Origin of the sequence: Olsenella sp. DNF00959, from assembly GCF_001553055.1 — a bacterium.
Classification (GTDB): Bacteria; Actinomycetota; Coriobacteriia; order Coriobacteriales; family Atopobiaceae; genus Olsenella_I; species Olsenella_I phocaeensis.
In genome coordinates, this window is record NZ_KQ960128.1 from 191,024 (window position 1) to 214,756 (window position 23,733).

The window sequence follows — 23,733 nt, forward strand, 5'->3', positions numbered from 1 at the left end:
GGCCGTGCTTGCGTTTGCCCAGTTGGGCAGCGGCCCGCCTGTGCGCAAGAGCGTGCGGGACTTGCAGCGCGTGCGTTGGCGCGTGGGCAACATGCAGAGAACGCGTTGGCGTATGGATGGCGGAGCGGGGCGAGAGGGCCACGCCTGCAATGCCTACTCCCAGGGGCCCAGCGCGTCCAGCTTCGAGCCGTCGTCGCCCACGTGCCACTGGGCCTCCCGGGAGACCCTGAGCGAGGGAGGGCGGAGCCCCATGAGGCGGAAGGCGGCGTCGAGCAGGACGGCAGGCCTGAGCGACGCCTCGTTGGTCGCATGCGTGACGATGGCGAGCTCGCGGCCGCCCGCGTCGACATCCCAGTCCCTGAGGGCGCTGCCAAGGTCGACGACCTTGCGCCTCTCCCCCCTGAGGTACTCGAGGCTCCCCCTGGACCGCAGCTCGACAATCGCGTCGCCGAGCTGCGCCGGCACCGCCTCCCCCAGGAGCTCCACCCTCCAGAGCGAGTCGGACAGCCATGCCTCGAGCGCGGGAAGCCGGTGCGGCACGTAGCAGAGCGCCTGCGGGGCGAGGCCGGCGGGGGTCGCGGCACGCAGCGCCGTGAGCGCCTCCCCCTCCCCCACGCGATCCGTGAGCAAGAGGTCGAAGTACTCGCCCCTTGACGACGCCCCCACCGGCAGCGCCTGCGAGAACTGCAGCCGGATGCGACGCGCGAAGCCGTTGCCCACGGCAAAGGGCAGGCCGGAGCGCCTGACGGAGCGGTTGATCGTCGCCAGGACCTCCAGGTGGCCCAGGTAGGCGAGGCGGCCGTCCTTGCCGTAGCGGACGCGCAGCCTGTGCTGCTCTGCCCTACTTGCCATCGCGGACCCCCTCGATGCGGTTCGAGACCGCCAACGTGGGACAGACCCCACAACCCGTGCAGCTCTCCATGGTGCAGTCGGCCGTGGTGACGCCCGCGGCGGCGCGCCTCCACTCCCTCTTGAGGAAGCCCTTCGAGACGGCAGGAGAGGTGTGGTCCCATGGCAGGCGCTGGTCGAGCGACATCGGGGCCGAGGCGACGCCCTCGAGCGAGACGCCGACCTCCCGACCCGCGTCGAGCCAGCGCTGGAAGTCGAACTGGTCGGTCCACGCGTCGAAGCGGCAGCCATGCCTCCAGGCGGCCATGACCAGGTCGAAGCCGGCGCGTCCCATCTTCGAGAGAACCGCCTCCACGAGGGAGACGTCGGCGTCGTGGTACGAGACCTTGATGTCCCTGTCGTGCGTGGAGGCGAGGAGGAGCCGCTGGCGGCGGATCACCTCGTCACGGCCGAGCTGCGCGGACCATTGGAAGGGCGTGTGCGCCTTGGGGACGAATACCGCGACCGAGATGGAGACCGAGACCCCGCTCTTGTAGCCCCTGCCCACCACCTCGCGACCGATGTCGAGGACGCGCTGGGCGACGGAGGCTATGCCCACGACGTCCTCGTCGGTCTCGGTGGGAAGCCCCATCATGAAGTAGAGCTTCATCCGCCTCCAGCCGGCCTCGAAGGCGTTGCGGGCGGCGAGCTCGATGTCCTCCTCGCTCACGTTCTTGTTGATGACGTCGCGCAGGCGCTGGCTGCCTGCCTCGGGGGCGAAGGTGAGCCCTCCCCTCCGGGTGCCACCCACCTCCGCCGCCATCTCGACGCCGAAGGAGTCGAGTCGCTGCGAGGGGATCGAGACGCGCACGCCGCTGCCGGCGAGGTCTGCGTTCAGCTGGTGAAGGATCGCCGCGCAGCCGGAGTGGTCGGTGGTGGAGAGGGAGGTCAGGGAGACCTCGTCATAGCCCGTCATCGCAAGCCCCCTCTCGGCGGCCTCGACGACCTGCGCCCGGGGCCGCTCGCGCACGGGGCGGTAGGTCATGCCCGCCTGGCAGAAGCGGCAGCCCCGTGCGCAGCCCCTGAGCACCTCGACGGCAAGGCGATCCTGGACGATGCCCATGTAGGGGACGATGGTCTGCGGAAGGGGGTCGGTCGCCGCGAAGTCGGCGACGCAGCGTTTGGTGACCACCTGGGGCGCGCCGCTCCCGGGCTTGGGGACGGCGTAGCCCCAGCGCGTCGAGCCCTCGTCCACAACGACGTCATAGAGCGACGGCACGTACACGCCGGGGATGCGGGAGAGCTCGAGCAGCAGTTCCCTCCTGGCGAGGCCTCGCGCCCGGCAGTCTCGCACGCAGGCGCAGACCTCGACGATGGCGTCCTCGCCGTCGCCCAGGATGATCGCGTCGAACATGGGCGAGACGGGCTCGCAGTTCCAGACCGAGGGCCCGCCGGCGATGACGACGGGGTCGTCCTCGTCCCGCTCCGCTGCCCTGACCGCCACGCCCGCGAGGTCGAGCGCCTCGACGATGTTGGTGCAGGCCATCTCGTGGGCGAGCGTGAAGCCCACCACGTCGAAGGAGGCGACGGGCGCGGAGGACTCCAGGGAGAGCAGGGGAACTCCCGACTCGCGCATGAGGGCGGACATGTCAACCCAGGGGAGGTAGGACCTCTCGCACGACATGCCCTCCTGGGCGTTGAGGCAACGATAGAGGATCGCGAGCCCCAGGTTGGGCTGCCCCACCTCGTACACGTCCGGATAGATCAGACAGGCGTGGAAGGGGCCCTCCTGGTCCTCGCAGGCGCCCCACTCGTGATCGAGGTAGCGGGTCGGCTTCTCCACGCGTGCGAGCAGGGGCTCGATGCGGTGGTAGAGGTCCTGTCTGGGAAGTCTCATGCGCGCCCCTGTCGGAGGGTCAGGTAACGGTCTTCGGCATCGCCGTCGACGACGCCGGCCCGCGCGGGACGTGAGAGGCGCTCGCGCGCGATGTCGCGGAGCCCCTCCAACGCCTGGCCGACGCGAGCGCGGGCGGAGGAGGGAGGGAGCTCCCGGGCGCCCAGGCGAAGCTCCATCGCCCGTGCCGTGGCGACGGTGCCCGCGTACCCCACGCCGGCCTTGAGGGCCCAGCCCATGCCGGGGACGAGCCCCACGAGGGCTCGCGCGATGGCGCGGTAGAGGAAGCCCGCCCCCAGGACGCCCGCGAGGTCGGCCACACGCTCGAGGCGCAGGGGACGGCCGCAGGCGGCGGCGATGTCCAGGGCGAGCTTGGCCTGGCTCGCCGTCATCACCGGGAGGTCGGCGCCGGGGAGGATCCCCACCGCCCCGACGGCGGCGTTGCCCAGGGCGCAGGCGCGCACGAGCTCCCTCACCTTGGCAGCGCGACAGAAGGGGAAGTTGGCGGCGAGGGCGATGCCCTTCTCCCCGCAGGCCCCGACGGCCCACGCGGCGATGGCGTCGCCCAGGGCGTCGTCGTTGGCGCCCGCTACGTAGCTCACGAGGTCCGTCGGCTCCATGGCCCCCTCGGCCCGGTCGAGCACCGACTCCACGGCGATCGCGACGGGCACGCCGCGCCCCGCGATGCGCCTGGCGGCGGCGAGCGCCGCAGGGGCGTCCGCGCCGGCGAGCACGAGGGCGCAGTCGGTCCCGGGGGCAGGCTCCTCCCCCAGGGGAAGGACCTCCACGTGGCCGCCGGGAAGCTCCGGGACGAAGCGGCTGCGCACGCAGGAGACCACGGACGGCGGGGCGTCGCGGGCGACCACGACGCCGACGCGCACGCCCTCCGAGCGCTTGCGCTCGCTCTGCCTGCCCGCCCCCAGGATGTCGGCGACGTCGCCGACGCTGACCCGCTTCTTGCCCGCCATGCCCACGCTCCCGTGCTCGGAATTTGACGTACTGCCAAGTGCCCCGACGAGTCGACCCCTCCGGAAGGCTAGCTCACCTTGGTCCGATGGTGCCACACGGACTGCACCATGCCCACCGAGACGAGCTGGGAGACCATGGAGGACGAGCCAAAGCTGATGAAGGGCAGGGGGATGCCCGTGATGGGCATGATGCCGATGCACATGCCCACGTTCTGCAGCAGCTGGAACGACCACATGGTGGCCACGCCCGCCAGGATGAGCTTGCCGAAGGGGTTCTCGACCTTCTGGGCGAGGAGGATGGTGGAGAGGATCGTGACGCCGAAGAGGGCCAGGAGGGCGACCGACCCCACGAAGCCGAACTCCTCGGCGAGGAGGGCGAAGACGAAGTCCGTGTGGGCCTCGGGGAGGAAGCCCCCGGCGGCCTGGCTGGCGTTGCCGACGCCCTTGCCCAGGAGGCCCCCCGACCCGACGGCGATCTTCGCCTGTTGGAGGTTGTAGCCGTTGCCGGAGGGGTCGACCGACGAGTCCACGAACACTATGAGTCTGTTGAGCTGGTAGTCCTTCAGGACGTGCGGGAGTCCTGGCGTCATCGAGGTGGCGACCACGAGCGACGCCATGGCCACGATGCCCGCGATGGTGGCGATGACCCAAGTGCGGCGGGCACCGGAGCAGATGATCACCGACGCGCCCGTGACCAGGATGATGAGGCCCGTCCCGAGGTCGGGCTGGGTGAGGATGAGCACGAAGGGGATGGTCAGTATCCCGCAGAGCTTGAGGTAGTCTCGCAGGGACTCGATTTTGCCGTTGTACTCCGCGCCGAGGGAGGCCATGAGGAAGATGGTGACCAGCTTCGCCGGCTCGGAGGGCTGAAAGCGCAGGGGGATGAGGGGGACCTTGACCCATCCCGTCATGCCCAGGGCGGACACGCCGAGGCCGGGGACGCTGGGCATGAGCATGAGGATGACGTCGGCGACGAGCAGGGCCTTCGACATGTTTGCGAGGGCGCGGTAGTCATAGCGGTACATGCCGTAGGCCCCCAAGAGGCCGATGGCGATGCCGACGAGGTGCCGCGCGAACGACGCGTTGGCGATGGTGAGGGACGCCGACCAGATCACCACCGCACCAAAGGCCACCAGGGCGAGGGCCGAGAGGAGCTGCGGCAGGTAGAACCGACCTCCCCTCACCGGCTGGCGCATGCCACGGGGTATGAGGGCCTGGAGCTGGGCCAAGAGGCCCTGGGGCTGCTGTGCGGAAAGCGGCTGGGGCATCCTTCCTCCTCCCTAGCGCACGCCGGACGAGTCGACGGCGGTCGAGGAGTCGGGCTCCCCGTAGATCTGGCCCAGGATGTCGCGGACCACGTACATGGCGCCCTCCGAGCCGTAGCCTCCGTACTCGATGAGCGAGGCGACGACGTACTTGGGGTCGTCGGCCGGCGCGTAGGCGACGAACCAGCCGGTGGGGTTGGAGCGCGAGGTCTCGGCCGTCCCCGTCTTGCCGGCCACCTTGTGCGAGAGGTTGGTGAAGTGCGAGGCCTGGGCCTCGGACTCCTCGTAGATGACCCCCACGAGGCCGGCATGCACGAGGTCCATGTAGGAGGGGTCCTCCTGCACCTCGCGCAGCACGCTGGGCTTGTAGTCGACCACCGAGCCGGTGCCCACCGAGGACTTGACCGCCTTGAGAACGTGCGGCTGCCAGACCTTGCCGCGCGTGGAAACGCCGGCATAGGCGCAGAGCATCTGCAGCGGGGTCACCAGGAGGTCGCCCTGGCCGATGACGAGGTTGGTGTTGTCTCCGCCCTGCCAGGAGCGCGCATCGTCGTCGGCGTAGCTATAGTACTCCCACTTCCAGTCGGCGTCGGGAACGCGCCCCGCCGTCTCGCCGGGCAGGTCTATGCCCTCGTTCGAGCCCAGGCCCCACTTCCTGAACGTGTCTTGGAGCCCGTTCTTGTCGTTGGAGTAGAAGAAGCCCTTGCCGATCTCGTAGAACACGACGTCACAGGAATAGGTGATGCCCGTCTGGAGCGTCATGTCGCCGTGGCCGTCGTGGTTCCAGCAGTACTGGCCGTAGTCTTTGCCGAACCCCGTCCAGTAGCCCTCGCAGTTGAAGTGCGAGCCCATGGTGGCGATGCCGTAGTCGAGCGCGGCGAAGGTCGAGAGGGGCTTGATGGTCGAGGCGGAGGGGTACTGCCCCGCGATGGCGCGGTTGACGAGCGGGTTGTAGGAGGTCTCGGACGAGAGCTTGTCCCAGTCGTCGGTCGAGATGCCGCCCACGAAGACGTTGGGCGAGAAGGTCGGCTCGCTGGCCAGGGCGATGATCTCTCCGTTGGTGACGTCCATGGCGATGGCGCAGCCGCCGTAGCACTCGGAGCACCCCGCGTCACGCCGCGCCTTGATGTTGCGCGCGAGGGACTCCTCGGCGACCTGCTGGACGCCCGCGTCCAGGGTGAGGATGACGTCCGAGCCACTCCGCGCCTCGACGGCGCTCGAGTACGAGAGGACTTTGCCGTCCGCGTCGACGTAGACCTTCTGCTCGCCCTTGACGCCCTGGAGCACCGACTCGTACTGGTACTCCACGCCCGCCTGCCCCACCGTGTCGCCAAGCTCGTAGTCTATCGAGCCCTCGGTGGCGTTGGAGTCGAGCTGCTCCGCCTGCTCGGCGGTGATGGAGCCCGTGTAGCCCAGGACGTGGGCGGCGAGGCTCCCCTTGGGATAGAGGCGCTGGGTGCGCTGCTCGACGCTCACGCCCTCGAAGAGGTAGGGATGCTCGTCGATGTAGGCGACCACGCGGCGCGAGACGTCCACCGCGACCGTCCTGAGGTTCTGGGCGCCGGCGGAGCTGTTCTGGATCTTGCGCCTCACCGCCATGGCGGGCATGCCGATGAGGTTGGCGAGCAGGCGGACCTCGACGTCGTCGTCCGCCACGTCGCCCTTCGCGACCACGGTGAGGCTCGCCCGGTTGGTGACGAGCTCCTCGCCGTTGCGGTCGAGGATGCGCCCGCGCGGGGCGGCGACCGAGATGGTGCGCGTGCGGTTCGACTCCGCCTGGGAGGCGTAGTCGTCGCTCGATATGAGCTGCATCGACCAGAGCCGGGCGAGGAGGACCGCGATGATGGACCCCGAGAAGACGCCGAGCCCGAAGAAGCGGGTCTTGAAGCCCGTCTCGGAGGAGGTGTCCGAGCCGCCCGAGGCCTTGGGCGAGGCTCCGCCGATGTCGAAGGTGAAGCGCGCCTCTCCCCTACCCACGAGGAAGAAGCTGACGAGGAGGGCCACCAGGACCAGAGACAGGATGACTATGACGACGAGGATGGGACTCAAGGTGGCGCCTACAGGCTTCCGAGGTCGAAGCGGCCGCCGCCCTTGCCCTTGCGGCCGTGGAGGCCGCGCGAGCCGCCACCGAGCGAGAGGGGCGAGCCGCTGGAGCGCGAGCCCACGTAGGCGAAGGGCAGGAAGGCGACGGCGCTCAGGAGGAGCGTGGGAAGGGTCCTCAGGAACAGCACGTCGAAGAGCGAGCTCGCCTGCCCGACGAGGAACATGGCCAGGTGGTAGGCGAGGGTGGTGGCCGCGGCAGCGAGCAGGAAGAGGACGACCGAACCCGAGGGGTCCTCCGCGAGGCGGTTCCGCTCCTCCATGCCCATGGCGAAGGAGGCCACGGTGAGCAGGAGGGACATGAGCCCCACGGGTCCGGTGGTGCAGAGGTCGAAGGCGAGGCCCGCGAGGAAGCCGCAGGCGACGCCGGTGCGCCCCCCGATCGTCAGTGCCATGTAGGCCGCGAACACGAGGGCGAAGTTGATGCGCCCGTTGCCGAGGGCGAGGTTGGGTGCCAGCGCGAGCTGGAGGACGAGGCACCCCAGCGCGAGCAGGGCGATGCTCCTGCGGTTCCTGTTGCTGTCGTTTACCTGCATGCTCGCCCCCTCACTCCCCGTCGCTCGACGCCGCGTCCGAGCCATCGGCCGAGGTGCCGGCGTCACCGTCCTTGGCCGAGCCGGCCTTCTCGGCCGCCACAGCCGTGGCCGAGCTGTCCTGCTCGTCCGCGGCCTTGATGTCCTCCGCCGTCGCCTCCTGGTCCTCGGTGAGCGAGGTGACGACGAGGACCTCCTCGAAGCCCTCCGCGGCACCGGTCCCCTCCACCGCGATCTCGTAGTAGAGGGCTCCCTCCGTCTTGTTGACGCTTATGACCTTCCCCAGGGGGAGCCCCTTGGGAAACACGCCGCCGAGGCCGCTCGTGACGACGGTGTCCCCCACGGCGACGGTCTGGTCGGTAGCGATGAGGGTGAGGCGGAGGGACCCGTCGGGAGAGCCCCTGAGTATGCCCTGGGCCCTGCTCGACTGAACCATGGCCGAGACGGACGAGTTCTCGTCGCTGACGAGGCGGACCGTCGAGGAGGTCGCCCCGCACTCGATGATCTGCCCTATGGCGCCGGAGGAGTTGGTCACAGGCATGCCCACGGCGAGCCCGGACGCGCTGCCCTTGTCGATGGTCACCGTGCGGCTCCAGGAGTCCGTGGACCCCGCGATGATGCGGGCCGCCGTCGACTGCAGCTTGTAGCTGCTCTTGAGGGCGAGGAGGTCCTGGAGGCGCGTCGCGGTCTTCTCCGCCTCCTCGAGCTCGGCGTTGCGGGTGGTGAGCTGCTCGTTCTGCTCGCGGAGCTCCTGGAGGGTCGCCTGGTCCGCGGTGAGGTTGGCGAACACGTTGCCCAGGCCCTGGAAGGGCACGGTGACGGCGGAGCCGAGGTAGCGGATGGGCATGGCGATGGTCGAGAAGCCGCCGCGCAGGGTGGTGAAGAAGCCGCCGCCCGACTCGCGCGCGCTCACCGTGAACATGACCAGCGAGAGGGCGACGAGCGCCACCATGAGACGCATGCCGGACTCGGGCTCGTTTCGCCGTATGCCGGGCGCGCCCTTCAGGCCGCCCCCCTTGAGCTGCATGGTCGCCTACAGCCCCGCGCTCTGGACGAAGCCGCCCGAGAGCGCATTGGCCTCGAGGACCTTCGCGCAACCGTTGACGACGTTCTCGAGCGCAGTCGGGCTCACGTTGACGGGCACGCCCGTCTCGTCGCGCAGGCGCTGGTCGAGCCCACGGAGCAGGCCGCCGCCGCCCGTGAGGAGGACGCCGTAGTACATGAGGTCGCTGGCGAGGTCGGGCGGGGTGACGTCGAGGGCGTCCTTGACGGCCTTGGTCACCTCGTCGAGGGGCTTGTCCAGGGCGCGGCGGATCTCCTCGGACTCGATGCGCACGGTCTTGGGCAGGCCGCTCATGACGTCCCGTCCGTTGACCTCGACGTCAAGCTCCTCCGCCAGGGGCGCGGCGGAGCCGACCTTGATCTTGATGTCCTCCGCAGTGCGCTCGCCGATCGAGAGGTTGTAGGCGTCGCGGACGTGCTCGAGGATCGTCTGGTCGAACTCGTCACCGGCGGTGCGGATGGACTGCGAGACGACGATGCCGCCCATGGCGATCACGGCGACCTCCGTGGTGCCGCCGCCGATGTCCACGACCATGGAGCCCGTCGGGTCCTCGATGGGGAGGTCCGCGCCGATCGCGGCAGCCATGGGCTCCTCGATGAGGTAGGCCTGGCGCGCGCCGGCAGAGATCGTGGCCTCGAAGACGGCGCGCTTCTCCACGGACGTGACGCCGGAGGGGACGCAGACGACCACGCGGGGCCTGGGCGACCAGGGATAGCGACGCGTGCCGCGCGCCTTCTCGATGAAGTAGCGCAGCATGACCTCGGTGACGTCGAAGTCGGCGATGACGCCGTCCTTGAGGGGGCGCTCGGCGATGATGGAGCCGGGGGTGCGGCCGATCATGCGCTTCGCGTCGGCGCCCACGGCCAGGACGCGGTCGGCGCTCTGGTCGATGGCGACGACGGAGGGCTCGTTCAGGACGATGCCCTGCCCGCGTGCCGCCACCAGGGTGTTGGCCGTGCCGAGGTCGATGGCGAGGTCGCCGTCATATTCGCCGAAGAGTGAGTCGAGAATCGGCATTGTCTTCCTGTTCCTATCGAATGGTTACCGTGACGGTCCCAAGGTGACGCTAGTCGGTCGCGATGCTGCCGGTGGAGGTCCCCGCAGCGTCACCGCTCGTCGCGGGCTCGCCCGCAGAACCTGCAGCCGTGGCCGCGGCGTCGCTCGAGGCGCTGGTGGTGGCAGCCGTCCCCCGCTGGGAGGCGTAGGACGCGCTCACGCCGCTCACCTTCCAGCCGATGCCGTCGCGCACGAGCTCGACGGTGTAGCTCTGCTGGCCGCCCGCGGGGAGCGTGGCGGTGGCGAGGACCTTGGAGGCGGCCATGGACTGGTCCACCCCGTCTATGCTGAGCGAGCTCACGGAACCCGGCAGCACGGCCTTGATCTGGGCACGTGCCTCGTCCGAGACCGAGCCGGAGAGGTACGACGCCACGTCGCCGCCCGTCACGCCCGTGGAGAAGAGCTCCTTCACCACGGACTCCTGGGTGGGCCAGCCGTAGCCGCGCCAGTACGCGTAGCCACCGCCGGCGCAGAGGATGAGGGCGACGACGAGGAGGGCAAGCAGGAAGCGGAGGAAGGGGTGCCTGCGCTTGCGGCGCACCTTGCGCTCCTGCTGCACCAGGTCCTCTTCGCTGACCGAGAAGAAGCCGGTGTCCTCGGGCGAGGGCATGAACTCGCCGCTGGAGCCCGTCGGGTCGAGGGGGTCGTAGCCGGCGCTGCCATAGCCCGCGGCCGCGAGGAAGGCGTCCGTCTCGGAGGGGCCGCTGCCGGCGATGGCCGCGACGGCGCGCTTCGCGGCCTCGAAGGCGGCGTTGGCCTCGGGGCTCAGGGTGTGGGAGCCGTCTGCCGTGGCATGCCCGAAGGCGTCGACCGCCTCCGCCATGCGGTTGGCCGCCACGTAGGCAAGACCCAGGTCGCCGTAGATGGCGCTCTGGCTCGCGAGCGGGGTCGAGAAGTCAAGCGCGGTGCGATAGGCCTCGACCGCGTCGACCGCACGGCCCATCTGCATGAAGCAGCCGCCCAGCTCGCGCAGGCTCGAGGAGGGGTCGGGGTTGGCCTCGTCAATGGCGGCGCTGCGGTACGCGACGCCGGCCTCGCGGACGTTGCCCAGGCGCTTGTAGGCGTTGCCCAGGGCCACGTAGGCCTTGTAGGGGGTCGAGTACTGCTCGTCCTGGGTTGCCAGGGTGAGGGAGGCCACGGCCTCCTGGGGGCGGTTCGCGGCGAGGAGGGCGCGGCCCCTGTTGCAGGCGAGTGCGCCGGCATGGCCGTACGAGGCGTCGCCCAGGGCGTCCGCGTAGGCCTGGGCCGCCTCCGCATAGCGCCCGAGGCGCATGAGGCAGTTGCCCCTGAGGTGGTCGATGGTCCCGGAGACCTCGCCTGGTCCCTTGGCCGAAGAGAGTTGGGCGAGGGCCTCCACGAGGTTGCCCTGCTTGTAGGCGCTCTTCCCTGCCTCGAAAGCCTGCTGGTTCACGTTTCGCTCCTTATCGCCGCGCGCAAGGCGCCTAGTTGTCCTCGACCTCGATGCGCACCGACTCGATCACGTCACCCGCTCGGAGGGCCGAGATGACGTCCATGCCCTCCAGAGTCGTGCCGAACACAGTGTATCCCGAGTCGAGCATGTGCTGCGCGCCCAGGCAGAAGTAGAACTGCGAGCCTGCGGAGTCGGGGTCCTGGGAACGCGCCATGGCGAGGGCGCCGTCGACGTGGCTGTTGCGGGGGTTGGTGCTGTACTCCTGGCGGATGCGGTAGCCGGGTCCGCCGGTCCCGGGCATGCCGGAGGGGCCGGGCATGCCCGAGGCGACCTGCTCGGGGGTCATGTCGCGGGTGTTGGGGCAGCCGCCCTGAATCACGAAGCCCGGCACGTAGCGATGGAACTTGAGGCCATCGTAGAAGCCCGAGCTGGCGAGCTCGCAGAAGTTGGCGACGTGGACGGGCGCCCCCTCGCCGTCGAGGGCGACGCGAATCGTGCCCTTGCTGGTGGTGAGGACGGCGACCTCGCCCCCCTCGAGCTCGTAGCTGGGCGTATAGAGCGGGTCAGAGAAGAATCCCATGGCTTCAACCTCCTGGGACGCAGATGATTCGGGCTTTGGTCGGGCTCGACGGAGCGTGCGGACCATCTGCTGATTCTACCAGCAGGGGGTCCCTTTCACACATTCGGCAGAGAAGCGCGGTCAGGGGCGCGACGGGCGTTCCTTGGGCTCCCACTGGGCATAGCCCTGGTCGAAGAGTGCCTTGAAGGACTCGGCCGGCGAGCCCCCGTCGGCGCTCACGGTCGAGAGGATCTCGTCCGCGTGCTGGGAGGGGTCCTGGAACGAGACAGCCTTCGCCCAGCCGGACGACACTGCGTCCATGCGGTTGCGAAGCCAGTTGCCCAAGGTGGTGAGGTTCTGCTTGTCCTCGGCGTAGGTCCCCGAGGTCACGTCTATCTCGGACAGGGACGATATGAGGTTGCTGATGTCGATGGAGAGCTGGTCGGCGCGGGCCTTTCCGGCCAGGAGCTCGTCCGATGACGAGCTCGCGTAGCCCGAGACGAGCTCGTCCTGGCTCTGGTCGAGCCTCTCCGAGAGCTCCCCGAGCTGCCCCCAGGCGTCACCAAGCAGCCTCAGGGTGCGCTCGTCCCCGCTCTCTATGGAGCCGCTAGCCGAGCCACTCCCCGCGTCCTGCCCCTGGAGCTGCTTGACCAGGCCGGGGAAGCCGGCCATGGAGGTGTCTGCGTCCTCCTTGGCGCGGATGTCGTTGGCAGCGGGGTCCCAGGGATGCGTTATCAGCACCACTCCCCCGCCCACCACGACTAGGGCGCATGCCACGGCGAGCACGAGCACGCGCAGCCTGGGGAGTCGGTCCATCTGGGCGGAGGGCAGGGCGAGCTCCTCCTCCGAGGGGATGGCGCTCTCTATGCGGGGTATGGAGTGGGTCTCGCCCAGAGGGGACTCCTCGCCGCGGGCCTCACGGGGGGCGAGCCCGTCCACCGCCCTCGCGCCGTCGCCACACGCCGGCTCCTGCGGCATCCCGCAGGAGGGGCAGACCTCGTCCCCCTCGCCCACGAGCGCCCCGCAGTTGGGACACCAGCGGCCCTCCTGGCGCGGCATCGAGACCGTCATGCCGAGGTCGGCCCTGCAGGCGGGACAGACCGCCGAGCCGTCAGGCACGTTGGACCCGCAGTTGGGACAGATCATGGCGGAACTCCTTGGCTCTTCCGGGCGAGGCGGCCTACGAGAGGCTGTCGAGGACGTAGGGCAGTATGCCACCGGCAGTCATGAAGCGCGCCTCGAGCGGGGTGTCGACCCTCGCGACGCAGGAGAAGCGCAGCTCGCTGCCGTCCGCCCGACGCGCCACCACCTCGCAGTCGCGCTCGTTGGGGAGCCCCCGGGAGAAGTCGATCGCCTCGACGTCGAACGACTCGCTGCCGTCCAGGCCGAGCTCCGCGACGCCCTCCCCCTCATGGAACTGGAGGGGCAGCACGCCCATCTGCACCAGGTTGGAGCGGTGGATGCGCTCGAAGCTCTGCGCCAGCACCGCACGCACGCCCAGGAGGGCCGGACCCTTGCCCGCCCAGTCGCGGCTGGAGCCGGAGCCATAGAGCTTGCCTGCGAGGACGACCAGGGGCACGCCCTGGGCCCTGTAGTGGCAGGAGGCGTCGTATATGCTCTTGACCTCGCCGTCGAGCAGGTCGCGAGTCCAGCCTCCGCTCCTCCCGCCCGCGAGGGCGTTCCTCAGCCTGACGTTGGCGAAGGTCCCGCGCATCATGACCTCATGGTTGCCCCGACGGCTCCCGTAGCTGTTGAAGTCCTCGGGGGCCACGCCCCTCTCGCCCAGATAGCGGGCGGCGGGAGAATCCGGCGCGATGGAGCCGGCGGGAGAGATGTGGTCGGTGGTCACGAAGTCGCCGAGCAGGGCGAGGCAGCGCGCGCCCCTGATGGCGGGCGTGCCGCCGCGCTGGTCCGCGTCGAAGTAGGGGGCCCTCCGGACGTAGGTGGAGTCCGGGTCCCAGGGGAAGGTGTCGGACGAGCCGGAGTCGATGCGCGCCCAGGAGGCGTCGCCCTCGAAGAGGCGGCGGCCCCCCTCCGCGAAGAGGCTCCCGTCGAGGGCGGAGGCCAGGGCGTTGTCTATCTCGGCCTGGGTGGGAAGGAGCTCGGAGAGCATGACCGGCCCGTCGGGGCCGACGGCCACGGGCTCGCGCGAGAGGTCGACGTCCACGCTGCCCACGAGCGCGTAGGCGACGACGAGGGCGGGCTGGCAGAGGTAGTTCTGGGCGACGTCGGGAGAGATGCGCCCCTCGAAGTTACGGTTGCCCGAGAGCACGCTCGCGAGCTCCAGCTCGTCCGCGACGGCATGCAGCCCGGGCAGGATGTCGCCCGAGTTGCCGATGCAGCTCATGCAGCCGTACCCGCAGGTGGCGAAGCCGAGCTCGGCAAGGGGGGCGAGGAGCTGCGCGCGCTCGAGCAAAAGCGTCGTGGCGTGGCTGCCCGGCGCCAGGATCCGCTTGACCCAGGGCTTGGCGGAGAGCCCCCTCCCCCTCGCCTTGCGCGCAAGTATGCCCGCGGCGACCATCATCGCCGGGTCGGTCGCGGTGGTGCAGCTGGTGATGGCGGCGATCGCCATGGTCCCGTGCCCGAGCTCGAACTCGCGGTCGCCCACGGTCACCTTCCTGGCCAGGCCCGGTTCGCGGCCGTGCTCCGCCAGCGAGGCACGGAAGCGCGTGCGCAGCTCGGAGGGCACCAGACGGTCGTGCGGGCGGGAGGGACCGGCAAGGCTCAGCTCGACCTCAGTCAGGTCGAGCTCGACGCTGCGGGAGTAGCGCCTGCCCTCGGAGCCGCCGAAGACGCCCTCCCGCTCCAGGAAGGCCCGTGCGAAGGCGAGCTCGCCCTCGTCGCGGCCGGTGAGGACGAGGTAGTCCATGGCCGCCTCGTCCACGGGGAAGAGGGTCGTCGTGGCGCCGTACTCGGGGGTCATGTTGGCCACGCAGGCACGCTGCGTGGCGCTGAGGGTCGCCGCGCCCTCCCCCGTCACCTCCACGAGGCAGCCCACGACGCCCTCGGCGCGCAGGCGCTGCGCCACGGTGAGGGCGAGGTCCATGCCGCTCACCCCGTCCGGGAGGTGGCCCCGCAGCCTGAGCTCGACCACGGGAGGGACCAGCATCGAGATGGGCTGGCCGAGCGCGGCGGCCTCCGCCTCGATGCCACCCACCCCCCAACCGAGGACGCCGAGCCCGTTCGCGGTCGTGGTGTGCGAGTCCGTGCCGACGAGCGTGTCGAAGCAGGCCATCTGCGACCCCGCCGGCGCCTGGGCGTCGCGCGAGACGACTTCGCAGAAGCGTTCGATGTTGAGCTGGTGGCAGATGCCGCGTCCGGGCGGGACGATGCGGACGTTGTCGAAGGAGCCGGCGGCCCACTTGAGGAAGGAGAAGCGCTCGTGGTTGCGCCGTGCCTCGAGCTCCTGGTTCTGGGCGACGCACCCCTCCGCGCCCGTGTGGTCGGCGATGACGGAGTGGTCCACGACCAGGGTGCAGGGAATCTGCGGGCTCACGGCGGCGGGGTCTCCCCCGCGCTCGGCCATGGCGTCGCGCATGGCGGCGAAGTCGACGAAGACCGGCACGCCGGTGAAGTCCTGGAAGAGCACGCGGGAGGGCATGAAGTCAATCTCCTCGCCCTGGGTGCCGGCAAGGCCCGCCTCGACCACGCGACGCGCGAGCCTCACGGCGTCCTCGTCGCTCGCGGCCCTCCTCACGCAGTTCTCGAGGAGGACGACCAGGGCGCGGGGAATCTGGCGCGCGCCGGGGATCCCCGAGACGTCGATGTAGCTGCGCTCCACGCCACCAGCCGCCAGCGCCTTCGGCACGCGAGCCTCCGCCACCGCCGCCTCGAACGCGGCTGCGTCAATCTTCTGCAAACCCATGAGAGCTGCCTCCAGTCATCCTGTCCATCAGGCGCACGACCGCCCCCGCCACGCGGCCGTCCGAGCACGAGCGCTCGAAGAGCCGGCCGAAGAGCCTCCATGACGCCAGCGAAATCGCGCCCAACACTATAAGCATGGCAGGACTTGGCGGAGAAAGCCTGTAAAAGTCCGGAAACGCGAGGCTTCCGCCCGCGACCACGACGACGACCAACGCGAGGAGCGCGACCCTCAGCCCGTTGAGCGGATGGCAGATGCGCCAGACCAGCGCGAAGCCCACCACGCTGACGATGGCCATGCACATGGCCGAGGACTCGGAGAAGCTCATCTGGTCTATGCCGCGCGAGAGGAGCGCGACGAGGAGGCCCAGCGAGATGACCGCCGCGGCGGGCAGCGACCTCCTGAGCACGTTGTCGAGGAAGCGGCCCGAGACGCGGTCGTGGTTGGACTCGAGGGCGAGCACGAAGGAGGGGATGCCGATGACCGCCGTGGAGACGAGCGACATCTGCACGGGTATGAAGGGGTACGGCGGGAGCACCACGCAGAGCGCCGCCACGACGGTGGAGAAGACCGTCTTCACGAGGAAGAGCGACGCGGAGCGCTGGAGGTTGTTGATGGAGCGCCTGCCCTCGGCCACCACCTCGGGCATGTGAGAGAAGTCGTCATCCGCGAGGACGAGGTCAGAGACGTTTCGAGCGGCGTCGGAGGCGCAGGCGAAGGAAACGGAGCAGTCCGCCGCGCGCAGGGCGAGGATGTCGTTGACGCCGTCGCCCGTCATCGCGACGGTCCCGCCCTCCGCCTGGAGGGCGCGCACCAGCGTGCGCTTCTGCTCCGGCGTGACGCGGCCGAAGACCCGCCCCGACCGCACGCTGCGCGCGAGCGCCTCGTCGCCGAGGCCAGAGGCGTCCACGGCGGCCCCCGCCCGGGGCACTCCCGCCCTCGCAGCGATGGCGGAGGCGGTCGCCGCATCGTCTCCCGAGATGACGATCAGCTCGACCCCCTGCGCGGCGAAGTAGGACATGGTGTCGGCCGCGGAGGGCCTGAGCTCGTCGCGCAGGACGACCTGACCCAGGAGGCGCGGCTCGCCGACGGGAAGCCCCCGCACGTCGAAGCCGTCGCAAGAGCACACGACGAGCACGCGCTCCATGGGGTCGGCCCGCACGTCATCGAGCGCGGCAGCGCGCTCCCGGCCGAGCACGAAGGGGGCCGCGCCCAACACGAAGGCCTCGCCGCCCTTGAGGACGCAGCCCGAGAGCTTGCGGGACGAGTCGAAGGGGACCGAGCGCGCGACTTGCTCCTCCGCGACCCTCTCGGCGTCCGCCCAGGCGCAGACGGCAGCGCTGGTCGCGTTCTGGTCGCCAGAGTTCGAGCGGGCGACCGCAGCGGCGGCGCGCCTTGCGAGCCCCTCCGGGACGCCTGGCGCGCCGGCGACGCGCGCCAGCTCCATCGAGCCGGTGGTGAGCGTCCCCGTCTTGTCGAGGCAGAGGGTGTCCACGCGCGCGAGGGTCTCAACGCAGCGGGAGCGCTGGACGAGCACCTCGCGCCGGGCGAGCCGCGTCGCCGCGATGGCCATGACGCTCGAGACGAGCAGGACGAGCCCTTGGGGGATCATGCCGTTGACCGCCGCGATGGTGGAGAGGATGGCCTCGTCGAGGCTCGATTCGCCGAGGAGGTACATCCGCGCGAAGAGCAGGATTCCCATGGGCACGAGCACGGTCGTCGCGCAGCGCACGATGAGGTCGATCGAGTCTACTATCTCGGAGCGGGCGGGGCCCGCGTGGCATGCCTCGCGGGCGAGCCGCGCGGCGAAGCCCTCCGCCCCCACGACGCGCACGCGCGCCCCGAGGGAGCCCGAGACGACGAAGCTGCCGCCGACGAGCTCGTCGCCCGCCGCCTTGGGAACGAGGCGGCTCTCGCCCGTGAGCAGCGACTCGTCGACGCTCGCCGCGCCCCAGAGCACGGTCGAGTCTGCGGGGACCTGGTCCCCGTGAGAGACGAGGACGACGTCACCGAGCACGATTCCCTCCCTGGGAACCCTGGCCTCCTCGCCGTCGCGCAGGATCCTTGCGGGCTGGTCGGTGAGGATTGAGAGGTGGTCGACCATGCGCTTTGCCCTGAGCTCCTGCAGGATGCCGATGGCGAGGTTGGACAGCACGACGCCCATGAAGAGCAGGTTGCGCCACTCACACGTGACGGCGACGAGCAGGGCCATGATCAGGTTGATGCAGTTGAAGGTGGTGAGGAGGTGCTCCGTCACGATCTGCCGCACGGACCTCGTGCGGACGGCGGTGCCGGCGTTGGACTTGCCTTGCGCCTCGAGCCGACGGGCCTCCTCCCAGCTCAGCCCCCGCTCCGCACCGGCGCCCGCGCGGGGCACCCCGTTGCTCTGGTTCGTCGTCACTCGACCTCCCGGACGGCTTGTCCCAAGGCTCTGGGCATGAAAAAGGCCGCCGGCTTGCGCCATCGGCCCTTCGAGCTTGCTTGGTGACCCCGGTGGGGCTCGAACCCACGGCCTTTCGCTCCGGAGGCGAACGCTCTGATCCACTGAGCTACGGGGCCATGGCACGGAAGTATAGACCAAGCAGGCGGATGCGCGCGCAAGACCAAAAGCTCCACAGGCCCGCCTCCCCCGCCGGTGTAACGCTTTGGATAAGGCGCCGGGGCCATCGGCCCGCTGTAGTAGCATCGATGAAAAACTCGCTGGGCCCTGGCCCGGAAAGGCCCGCACATGATTGCAATCGTCAAGGAAAGCGCCACCCCCGAGCAGCTCGACCACTTCGTGAGCTGGATAGAGGACCGCGGCTTCAGGACCAACGTCTCGCACGGAGAGAACGAGACGATCGTGGGGATCATCGGCGACACGACGCGGATCGACCCCTTCCTCCTCGAGTCGATGGACATCATCGATCAGGTCAGGCGCGTGTCCGAGCCCTTCAAGAAGGCGAACCGCAAGTTCCACCCCGCCGACACGGTCGTCGACTGCGGCCACGGGGTGCTCCTGGGCGGGGGCAACTTCCAGGTCATCGCCGGCCCCTGCTCAGTCGAGGGCGCGAACCTCATGGACATCGCCCGCGCCGTCAAGTCGGCCGGCGCGGGGCTCCTGCGCGGCGGCGCCTACAAGCCCCGCACCAGCCCCTACTCGTACCAGGGCATGGGCGAGAGGGGCCTCAACCTCCTCATGGAGGCAGGAGGCGAGCTCGACCTCCCCGTCGTGACCGAGGTGATGGACCCCCGCGACGTCCAGCTCTTCCTGGACAAGGGCATCGACGTCATGCAGATCGGCGCCCGCAACTCCCAGAACTTCCCCCTCCTGCGCGAGGTGGGCAAGACCCAGGTGCCCATCCTCCTCAAGCGCGGCATCTCCGGCACCATCGACGAGCTCCTCATGGCCGCGGAGTACGTCATGAGCGAGGGCAACCCCAACGTGATCCTCTGCGAGCGCGGCATCCGCAGCTTCGAGACCCGGACCCGCAACACCTTCGACGTGAACGCCATCCCCGTGCTGCACCGGCTCTCGCACCTCCCGGTGGTGGGAGACCCCAGCCACGCCACGGGCCACACTCGCTACGTGAGGCCCATCGCCTATGCCGCCTGCGCGGCAGGGGCCGACGGCCTCGAGATAGAGGTCCATGACCAGCCCTCGAAGGCCTGGTCGGACGGGGCCCAGGCGCTCACGCCCACGCAGTTCCGCGACGCCATGAGGAGGATTGCCCTCATCCGCAATGCGGTCTGCGCCGACCTCGGCGAGGGGGACGAGTGACGGGCGCGGGCGGGGCGCGCTTCGTCCCCGGGCGCGTGGGGGTCGTGGGGCTCGGCCTCATGGGCGGCTCCTTCGCCAAGGCCATGCACGCCGCGGGGCGCGAGGTGCTCGGCTGGAACCGGACGAGCTCCACCACCGAGCTCGCCCTCATCGAGACCATCGACGCCGTCCTGGACGACGACTCCATCGGAAGCTGCGAGCTCATCGTGCTCGCCGGCTACCCCCAGGCCGCCATCGACTGGCTGCAGGAGAAGGCCGCGCTCGTCTCGCCCGGGGCCATCGTCATAGACACGGTGGGCGTCAAGCGCGTCATCTGCGAGCGCTGCTTCGCCATCGCAGAAGGCCGCCCCTTCACCTTCGTGGGCTGCCACCCCATGGCAGGCACCCAGCACTCGGGCTTCGCCCACAGCAGGGCCAACATGTTCCGCGGCGCCCCCATGGTCGTGGTGCCGCCGCCGATGGACGACTTCGCCCGCCTCGACGTGCTCGAGCGCCTCCAGGACCTCCTCGAGCCCTGCGGCTTCGGCTCCTACACGCTCTCGACGGCCGACCACCACGACGAGGTGATCGCCTTCACCTCCCAGCTGGCGCACGTGGTGTCCAACGCCTACGTGAAGAGCCCCACGGCACAGGACCACAGGGGCTTCTCGGCCGGGTCCTACAAGGACCTGACGCGCGTGGCCCGCCTCAACGCCCCCATGTGGCGGGAGCTCTTCCTCGACGACGCCGACCACCTCTCGGAGGAGATAGGCCGCATCGTCCGGAGCCTGCAGCAGTACAAGGACGCCCTGGACGCCAGGGACGGCGAGCGGCTCGAGGCCCTCCTCGCCGAGGGCGACCGGCTCAAGAGGGAGGCTGAGAGGCGATGAGCGACGCCGTCTCCATAGCGGTGGACACGCCCTCCCGCTCCTACCAGGTCACCGTGGGGAGCGGGGTGCTCGGACGGCTCGGACGGCTCGCCCGCGCCGCCTGCGGCGGCCAAAGGGCCTGCGTCGTCTCGGACTCGAACGTCGCCCCCCTCTATGCCGAGGCGGCGCTCGGGAGCCTGCGCGCTGCTGGCTACGAGGCCGGCCTCCTCACCTTCCCCGCAGGCGAGGCGTCGAAGAACGTCCGCACTCTCTCGGCGCTCCTCGAGGGCATCGCCGGGCTGGGGCTCACCCGCGACGACGTGGTAGTGGCGCTGGGAGGCGGCGTCACGGGCGACATGGCGGGACTCGCAGCCGCCCTCTACCTGCGCGGCTGCCAGGTCGTGCAGGTGCCCACCTCGCTCCTCGCCATGGTCGACTCCTCCGTGGGCGGCAAGACCGCCATCGACCTCGAGGCGGGCAAGAACCTCGCCGGCGCCTTCCTCCAGCCCTCGCTGGTCCTCGCCGACGTGGACTGCCTCAAGAGCCTCTCCGCCGGGCTGCTGCGCGACTCCTGTGGGGAGGTCGTGAAGCATGCCGTCCTGGACGGCCCCCAGATGCTCCGGGACCTGACCGAGCACCCCGCCAACGAGTCGCTGGAGCCCGGGAGGATGACGGCCCTGGTGGCACGCAACGTGAGGATCAAGCGCGACGTGGTCGCCGACGACGAGCGCGAGCGCGGCCTCAGGCAGACGCTCAACCTGGGACACACCATCGGGCACGCCATCGAGGCGGCGAGCGGCTTCGCCCTGGGACATGGCAGCTCCGTCGCCGCAGGCCTCTGCTGCATGGCCCGCGCCTGCGAGCGCAAGGGCTGGAGCGAGCAGGGGCTTGCCGCGCTCGTCGAGGGGGCGGTGCGGGCGCACGGGCTGCCCACGGGCACCGACGTGCCGACGGACGACCTCATGCGCTTCGCGGCGCACGACAAGAAGAGGCACGCCGACTCCGTGAACGTAGTCGTCCCCCTCGCCCCAGGCAAGGTCGAGGTCAGGGCCGTGGGCCTCGACGGGCTGCGCGAGCTCATCGAGCTCGGCTGCGGAAGGGACTAGGTGAGAAGAGCTTGGACGTCACCATAAACCCACGTCCCCTCGAGGGGCGCGTCGACGCCGTGGCGTCGAAGTCCGTGGCGCATCGGATGCTCGTCCTCGCCTCGCTCGCCGAGGGTCGAAGCGATATAGACTGCGCCACGAGCTCGCGCGACATCGACGCCACCGTGACCTGCGCGAGGGCGCTTGGGGCGAAAGTCGCCCGCACCCGATTGGGGTTTCGCGTCTCCCCCCTGGCGAGGGACGCCGTGCGGGCCGCCACAGGGACGGGCTCCCCCACCACCCTCGACTGCGGCGAGTCAGGCTCGACCCTGCGCTTCCTCCTGCCCGTGGCCTGCGCCCTGGGCGGCAGCTACCGGATGGTGGGGGCAGGACGACTGGCCGAGAGGCCCCTCTCCCCCCTCTGGGAGCAACTGGTGGCCCACGGTGCCCGGCTCGAGGGAGGGGGGCGCCTCCCCGCACTCGTGAGCGGCGGCCTGGCGGGCGGAGAGTTCAGGCTCCCGGGCGACGTCTCGTCCCAGTACGTGAGCGGGCTCCTCATGGCGGCCCCCCTCCTCGACGAGGGCGTCTGCGTGCTGGTGGAGGACCCCTTCGAGTCCAGGTCCTACGTGGACATGACCATCCAGGCCCTCTCCGCCTTCGGCGTGCGCGTGCTCTCGCAGCGCGTCGAGGAGGGGGGGCATGCGCTCACGAGCCTCCGCGTCCCCGCCGGCTCGCGCCTGCGCTCCCCCGGGACGCTCGCGGTCGAGGGCGACTGGTCCAACGCCGCCTTCTGGCTCGCCGCCGGGGCGCTTGGGGGCGGCACCTGCGTGAGGGGCCTCGACCTGGGAAGCTGCCAGGGCGACCGCGCGGTGCTCGCGGCGCTGGCGGCCATGGGGGCGAGGATCCGCCGCGCGGGCTCCGAGGCCTGCTGCAGCCACGACGCTCTCCTGGGCAGGACGGTCGGCGTGGCGGACATACCCGACCTCGTCCCGCCGCTCGCCGCCGTCGCGGCCTACGCGACGGGAGAGACGCGCTTCGCGGGCGCGGGCAGGCTCAGGCTCAAGGAGTCCGACCGCCTGGAGAGCGTGGGTGACGCGCTCCGGTCGATGGGCGCACGGGTTCGGACGGAGGGTGACAACCTGGTCGTCGAGGGAGCCCCCGCCCTGCGCGGCGGGGTCGTGGAGAGCCACAACGACCACCGCATCGCCATGATGGCCGCCGTCGCCGCGAGCGCCGCGGAGGGGCCTACCACCATCCGCGGGGCGGAGTGCGTGTCAAAGTCGTACCCGGGCTTCTGGGAGGACTTCGCCGCCCTGGGCGGCGTTGCGGAGAAGAGGGAGGGCTGAGGGATGCCTTCGAGCTTTGGCAGCGCGCTCAGGGTGAGCGTCTTCGGCCAGTCGCATTCCGAGGCCATCGGCTGCGTGGTCGAGGGGCTCCCCTCGGGGCTCTTGGTCGACATGGACGCACTGGGCCGCCTCATGGCCCGCCGCGCGCCTGGCCAGGGGCCCTGGGCGACGCCGCGCAAGGAGGCCGACCTCCCCCGCATCGTGTCCGGCCTCAACGCCGACGGCGCGACCTGCGGGGCGCCCCTCGCCCTCGTCATAGAGAACACCAACACGCGCTCGGGGGACTACGACGAGCTGCGCCGCGTCCCCCGTCCGGGGCATGCCGACCTGCCGGCCCAGCTAAAGTGGCACGGCAACCAGGACGTCCCGGGAGGCGGCCACTTCTCCGGACGCCTCACGGCCCCCCTCTGCGCCGCGGGCGGCATCGCCCTGCAGGCCCTCGCCACGCGCGGGGTGCGCGTACGCGCCCACCTTGCCGAGGTCGCGGGCATCAGGGACGAGCCCTTCGAGGCGCTCGACAACTCCCCCGACGCCCGCGCGAGGCTGCAGCGGCAGATGGACCGCCTCGAGGGCAGGCGCGGGCTGCCCGTGATAGACGACTCGGCCGAGGGGGCCATGCTCGCCGCCATCGATGCAGCGCGGCGCGGCCTCGACTCCGTGGGAGGCGTGGTGGAGTGCGTGGCCACGGGGCTCCCCGCGGGGATGGGCTCGCCCATGTTCGACGGGCTCGAGAACTCCATCGCGCGCGCGGCCTTCGGCATCCCCGCCGTCAAAGGCATAGAGTTCGGCCGGGGCTTCGGCGCCGCCCGCCTGCGCGGGAGCGAGGACAACGACCCGTATCGCCTCGAGGGGGGACGGCCCGTTCCCTCCACCAACAACGCCGGTGGGGCGCTCGGGGGCCTCTCCACCGGGGCGGCCGTGCTCTTCCGCCTCGCCGTCAAGCCCACCTCGAGCATCGGCCGCCCCCAGGACTCCGTCGACCTCGTCTCGGGCGAGCCCGCGCGCCTCGGCGTGAGGGGACGCCACGACCCGTGCATCGCCCCGCGCGCGGTGCCCGTCGCCGAGGCCGTCTGCGCCTTGGCGCTGCTCGACTCATGGCTCGCCTTCCCCCCCGAGGGCGCGCAGTTCTCGCTTGGCGAGGGAAGGGACTAGACC

General features: G+C 70.6%; 18 protein-coding genes and 1 tRNA gene. 5 read left to right on the forward strand and 14 right to left on the reverse strand.

Annotated features, from left to right (window positions below):
• Positions 1-153 precede the first annotated feature (153 nt).
• The 14 genes from HMPREF1868_RS05805 to HMPREF1868_RS05870 form a co-directional block, all read right to left on the reverse strand.
• Positions 154-852 (reverse strand): TIGR03936 family radical SAM-associated protein, encoded by a 699-nt coding sequence (locus HMPREF1868_RS05805; protein WP_062531217.1) that lies wholly within the window; start codon positions 850-852, stop codon positions 154-156.
• Complete coding sequence (locus HMPREF1868_RS05810) at positions 842-2,725, reverse strand: TIGR03960 family B12-binding radical SAM protein (protein ID WP_062531219.1); 1,884 nt, start codon at positions 2,723-2,725, stop codon at positions 842-844. The genes HMPREF1868_RS05805 and HMPREF1868_RS05810 overlap by 11 nt, the downstream gene beginning before the upstream one ends.
• A complete protein-coding gene (locus tag HMPREF1868_RS05815; protein WP_062531221.1) occupies positions 2,722-3,690 on the reverse strand; it encodes a hypothetical protein in 969 nt (322 codons plus the stop codon). The genes HMPREF1868_RS05810 and HMPREF1868_RS05815 overlap by 4 nt, the downstream gene beginning before the upstream one ends.
• Before the next feature lie 68 nt (positions 3,691-3,758).
• A complete protein-coding gene (locus HMPREF1868_RS05820; protein WP_009279156.1) occupies positions 3,759-4,958 on the reverse strand; it encodes an FtsW/RodA/SpoVE family cell cycle protein in 1,200 nt (399 codons plus the stop codon).
• A gap of 12 nt (positions 4,959-4,970) precedes the next feature.
• The gene (mrdA, locus tag HMPREF1868_RS05825; protein ID WP_062531223.1) at positions 4,971-7,004 is read right to left on the reverse strand and encodes a penicillin-binding protein 2; all 2,034 of its coding nucleotides are present in this window, start codon (positions 7,002-7,004) and stop codon (positions 4,971-4,973) included.
• A gap of 8 nt (positions 7,005-7,012) precedes the next feature.
• Entirely contained in the window at positions 7,013-7,591 is a 579-nt protein-coding gene (gene mreD, locus HMPREF1868_RS05830) for a rod shape-determining protein MreD (RefSeq protein ID WP_062531225.1), read from the reverse strand.
• A gap of 10 nt (positions 7,592-7,601) precedes the next feature.
• Positions 7,602-8,615 (reverse strand): rod shape-determining protein MreC, encoded by a 1,014-nt coding sequence (gene mreC, locus HMPREF1868_RS05835; RefSeq protein WP_082719560.1) that lies wholly within the window; start codon positions 8,613-8,615, stop codon positions 7,602-7,604.
• A 6-nt stretch (positions 8,616-8,621) separates the two neighbouring features.
• Positions 8,622-9,668, reverse strand: a complete 1,047-nt coding sequence (locus HMPREF1868_RS05840) for a rod shape-determining protein (RefSeq protein WP_009279152.1) — start codon at positions 9,666-9,668, stop codon at positions 8,622-8,624.
• Between the two features lie 49 nt (positions 9,669-9,717).
• Positions 9,718-11,118: a tetratricopeptide repeat protein gene (locus tag HMPREF1868_RS05845; protein WP_062531226.1), complete on the reverse strand. Its 1,401-nt coding sequence runs from the start codon at positions 11,116-11,118 to the stop codon at positions 9,718-9,720.
• A gap of 31 nt (positions 11,119-11,149) precedes the next feature.
• Entirely contained in the window at positions 11,150-11,698 is a 549-nt protein-coding gene (locus HMPREF1868_RS05850) for a peptidylprolyl isomerase (RefSeq protein ID WP_009279150.1), read from the reverse strand.
• A gap of 120 nt (positions 11,699-11,818) precedes the next feature.
• Positions 11,819-12,823, reverse strand: a complete 1,005-nt coding sequence (locus HMPREF1868_RS05855; protein ID WP_062531229.1) for a zinc ribbon domain-containing protein — start codon at positions 12,821-12,823, stop codon at positions 11,819-11,821.
• 34 nt (positions 12,824-12,857) lie between these two features.
• Entirely contained in the window at positions 12,858-15,542 is a 2,685-nt protein-coding gene (acnA, locus tag HMPREF1868_RS05860; protein ID WP_197414962.1) for an aconitate hydratase AcnA, read from the reverse strand.
• On the reverse strand, positions 15,523-17,940 hold the full coding sequence (locus HMPREF1868_RS05865; RefSeq protein WP_197414963.1) for an HAD-IC family P-type ATPase: 2,418 nt from the start codon (positions 17,938-17,940) through the stop codon (positions 15,523-15,525). The genes acnA and HMPREF1868_RS05865 overlap by 20 nt, the downstream gene beginning before the upstream one ends.
• 81 nt (positions 17,941-18,021) lie before the next feature.
• Positions 18,022-18,098, reverse strand: a tRNA-Arg gene (locus HMPREF1868_RS05870).
• A 169-nt stretch (positions 18,099-18,267) separates the two neighbouring features.
• Here HMPREF1868_RS05870 and aroF point away from each other — a divergent pair.
• Genes aroF through aroC form a run of 5 tightly spaced genes read left to right on the forward strand, consistent with a single transcriptional unit; the run spans position 18,268 to position 23,730 of the window.
• A complete protein-coding gene (aroF, locus tag HMPREF1868_RS05875; RefSeq protein ID WP_062531232.1) occupies positions 18,268-19,299 on the forward strand; it encodes a 3-deoxy-7-phosphoheptulonate synthase in 1,032 nt (343 codons plus the stop codon).
• Positions 19,296-20,168, forward strand: a complete 873-nt coding sequence (locus HMPREF1868_RS05880; RefSeq protein WP_062531234.1) for a prephenate dehydrogenase — start codon at positions 19,296-19,298, stop codon at positions 20,166-20,168. Before aroF ends, HMPREF1868_RS05880 begins: the two co-directional genes overlap by 4 nt.
• Positions 20,165-21,253: a 3-dehydroquinate synthase gene (locus tag HMPREF1868_RS05885; protein ID WP_009279144.1), complete on the forward strand. Its 1,089-nt coding sequence runs from the start codon at positions 20,165-20,167 to the stop codon at positions 21,251-21,253. Before HMPREF1868_RS05880 ends, HMPREF1868_RS05885 begins: the two co-directional genes overlap by 4 nt.
• 11 nt (positions 21,254-21,264) lie before the next feature.
• On the forward strand, positions 21,265-22,578 hold the full coding sequence (gene aroA, locus HMPREF1868_RS05890; RefSeq protein WP_062531235.1) for a 3-phosphoshikimate 1-carboxyvinyltransferase: 1,314 nt from the start codon (positions 21,265-21,267) through the stop codon (positions 22,576-22,578).
• A 3-nt stretch (positions 22,579-22,581) separates the two neighbouring features.
• Positions 22,582-23,730, forward strand: coding sequence for a chorismate synthase (aroC, locus tag HMPREF1868_RS05895; protein ID WP_062531237.1), 1,149 nt, complete (start codon positions 22,582-22,584; stop codon positions 23,728-23,730).
• The last annotated feature ends 3 nt before the right edge of the window (positions 23,731-23,733 follow it).

Excerpts from the sequence above, each read along its gene's own strand:
- HMPREF1868_RS05805 (WP_062531217.1), bottom strand. The coding sequence starts at position 852 with ATGGCAAGTAGGGCAGAGCAGCACAGGCTGCGCGTCCGCTACGGCAAG.
- HMPREF1868_RS05810 (WP_062531219.1), bottom strand. The coding sequence starts at position 2,725 with ATGAGACTTCCCAGACAGGACCTCTACCACCGCATCGAGCCCCTGCTC.
- HMPREF1868_RS05815 (WP_062531221.1), bottom strand. The coding sequence starts at position 3,690 with ATGGCGGGCAAGAAGCGGGTCAGCGTCGGCGACGTCGCCGACATCCTG.
- HMPREF1868_RS05820 (WP_009279156.1), bottom strand. The coding sequence starts at position 4,958 with ATGCCCCAGCCGCTTTCCGCACAGCAGCCCCAGGGCCTCTTGGCCCAG.
- mreD (WP_062531225.1), bottom strand. The coding sequence starts at position 7,591 with ATGCAGGTAAACGACAGCAACAGGAACCGCAGGAGCATCGCCCTGCTC.
- mreC (WP_082719560.1), bottom strand. The coding sequence starts at position 8,615 with ATGCAGCTCAAGGGGGGCGGCCTGAAGGGCGCGCCCGGCATACGGCGA.
- HMPREF1868_RS05840 (WP_009279152.1), bottom strand. The coding sequence starts at position 9,668 with ATGCCGATTCTCGACTCACTCTTCGGCGAATATGACGGCGACCTCGCC.
- HMPREF1868_RS05850 (WP_009279150.1), bottom strand. The coding sequence starts at position 11,698 with ATGGGATTCTTCTCTGACCCGCTCTATACGCCCAGCTACGAGCTCGAG.
- HMPREF1868_RS05855 (WP_062531229.1), bottom strand. The coding sequence starts at position 12,823 with ATGATCTGTCCCAACTGCGGGTCCAACGTGCCTGACGGCTCGGCGGTC.
- acnA (WP_197414962.1), bottom strand. The coding sequence starts at position 15,542 with ATGGGTTTGCAGAAGATTGACGCAGCCGCGTTCGAGGCGGCGGTGGCG.
- aroF (WP_062531232.1), top strand. The coding sequence starts at position 18,268 with ATGATTGCAATCGTCAAGGAAAGCGCCACCCCCGAGCAGCTCGACCAC.
- HMPREF1868_RS05885 (WP_009279144.1), top strand. The coding sequence starts at position 20,165 with ATGAGCGACGCCGTCTCCATAGCGGTGGACACGCCCTCCCGCTCCTAC.
- aroC (WP_062531237.1), top strand. The coding sequence starts at position 22,582 with ATGCCTTCGAGCTTTGGCAGCGCGCTCAGGGTGAGCGTCTTCGGCCAG.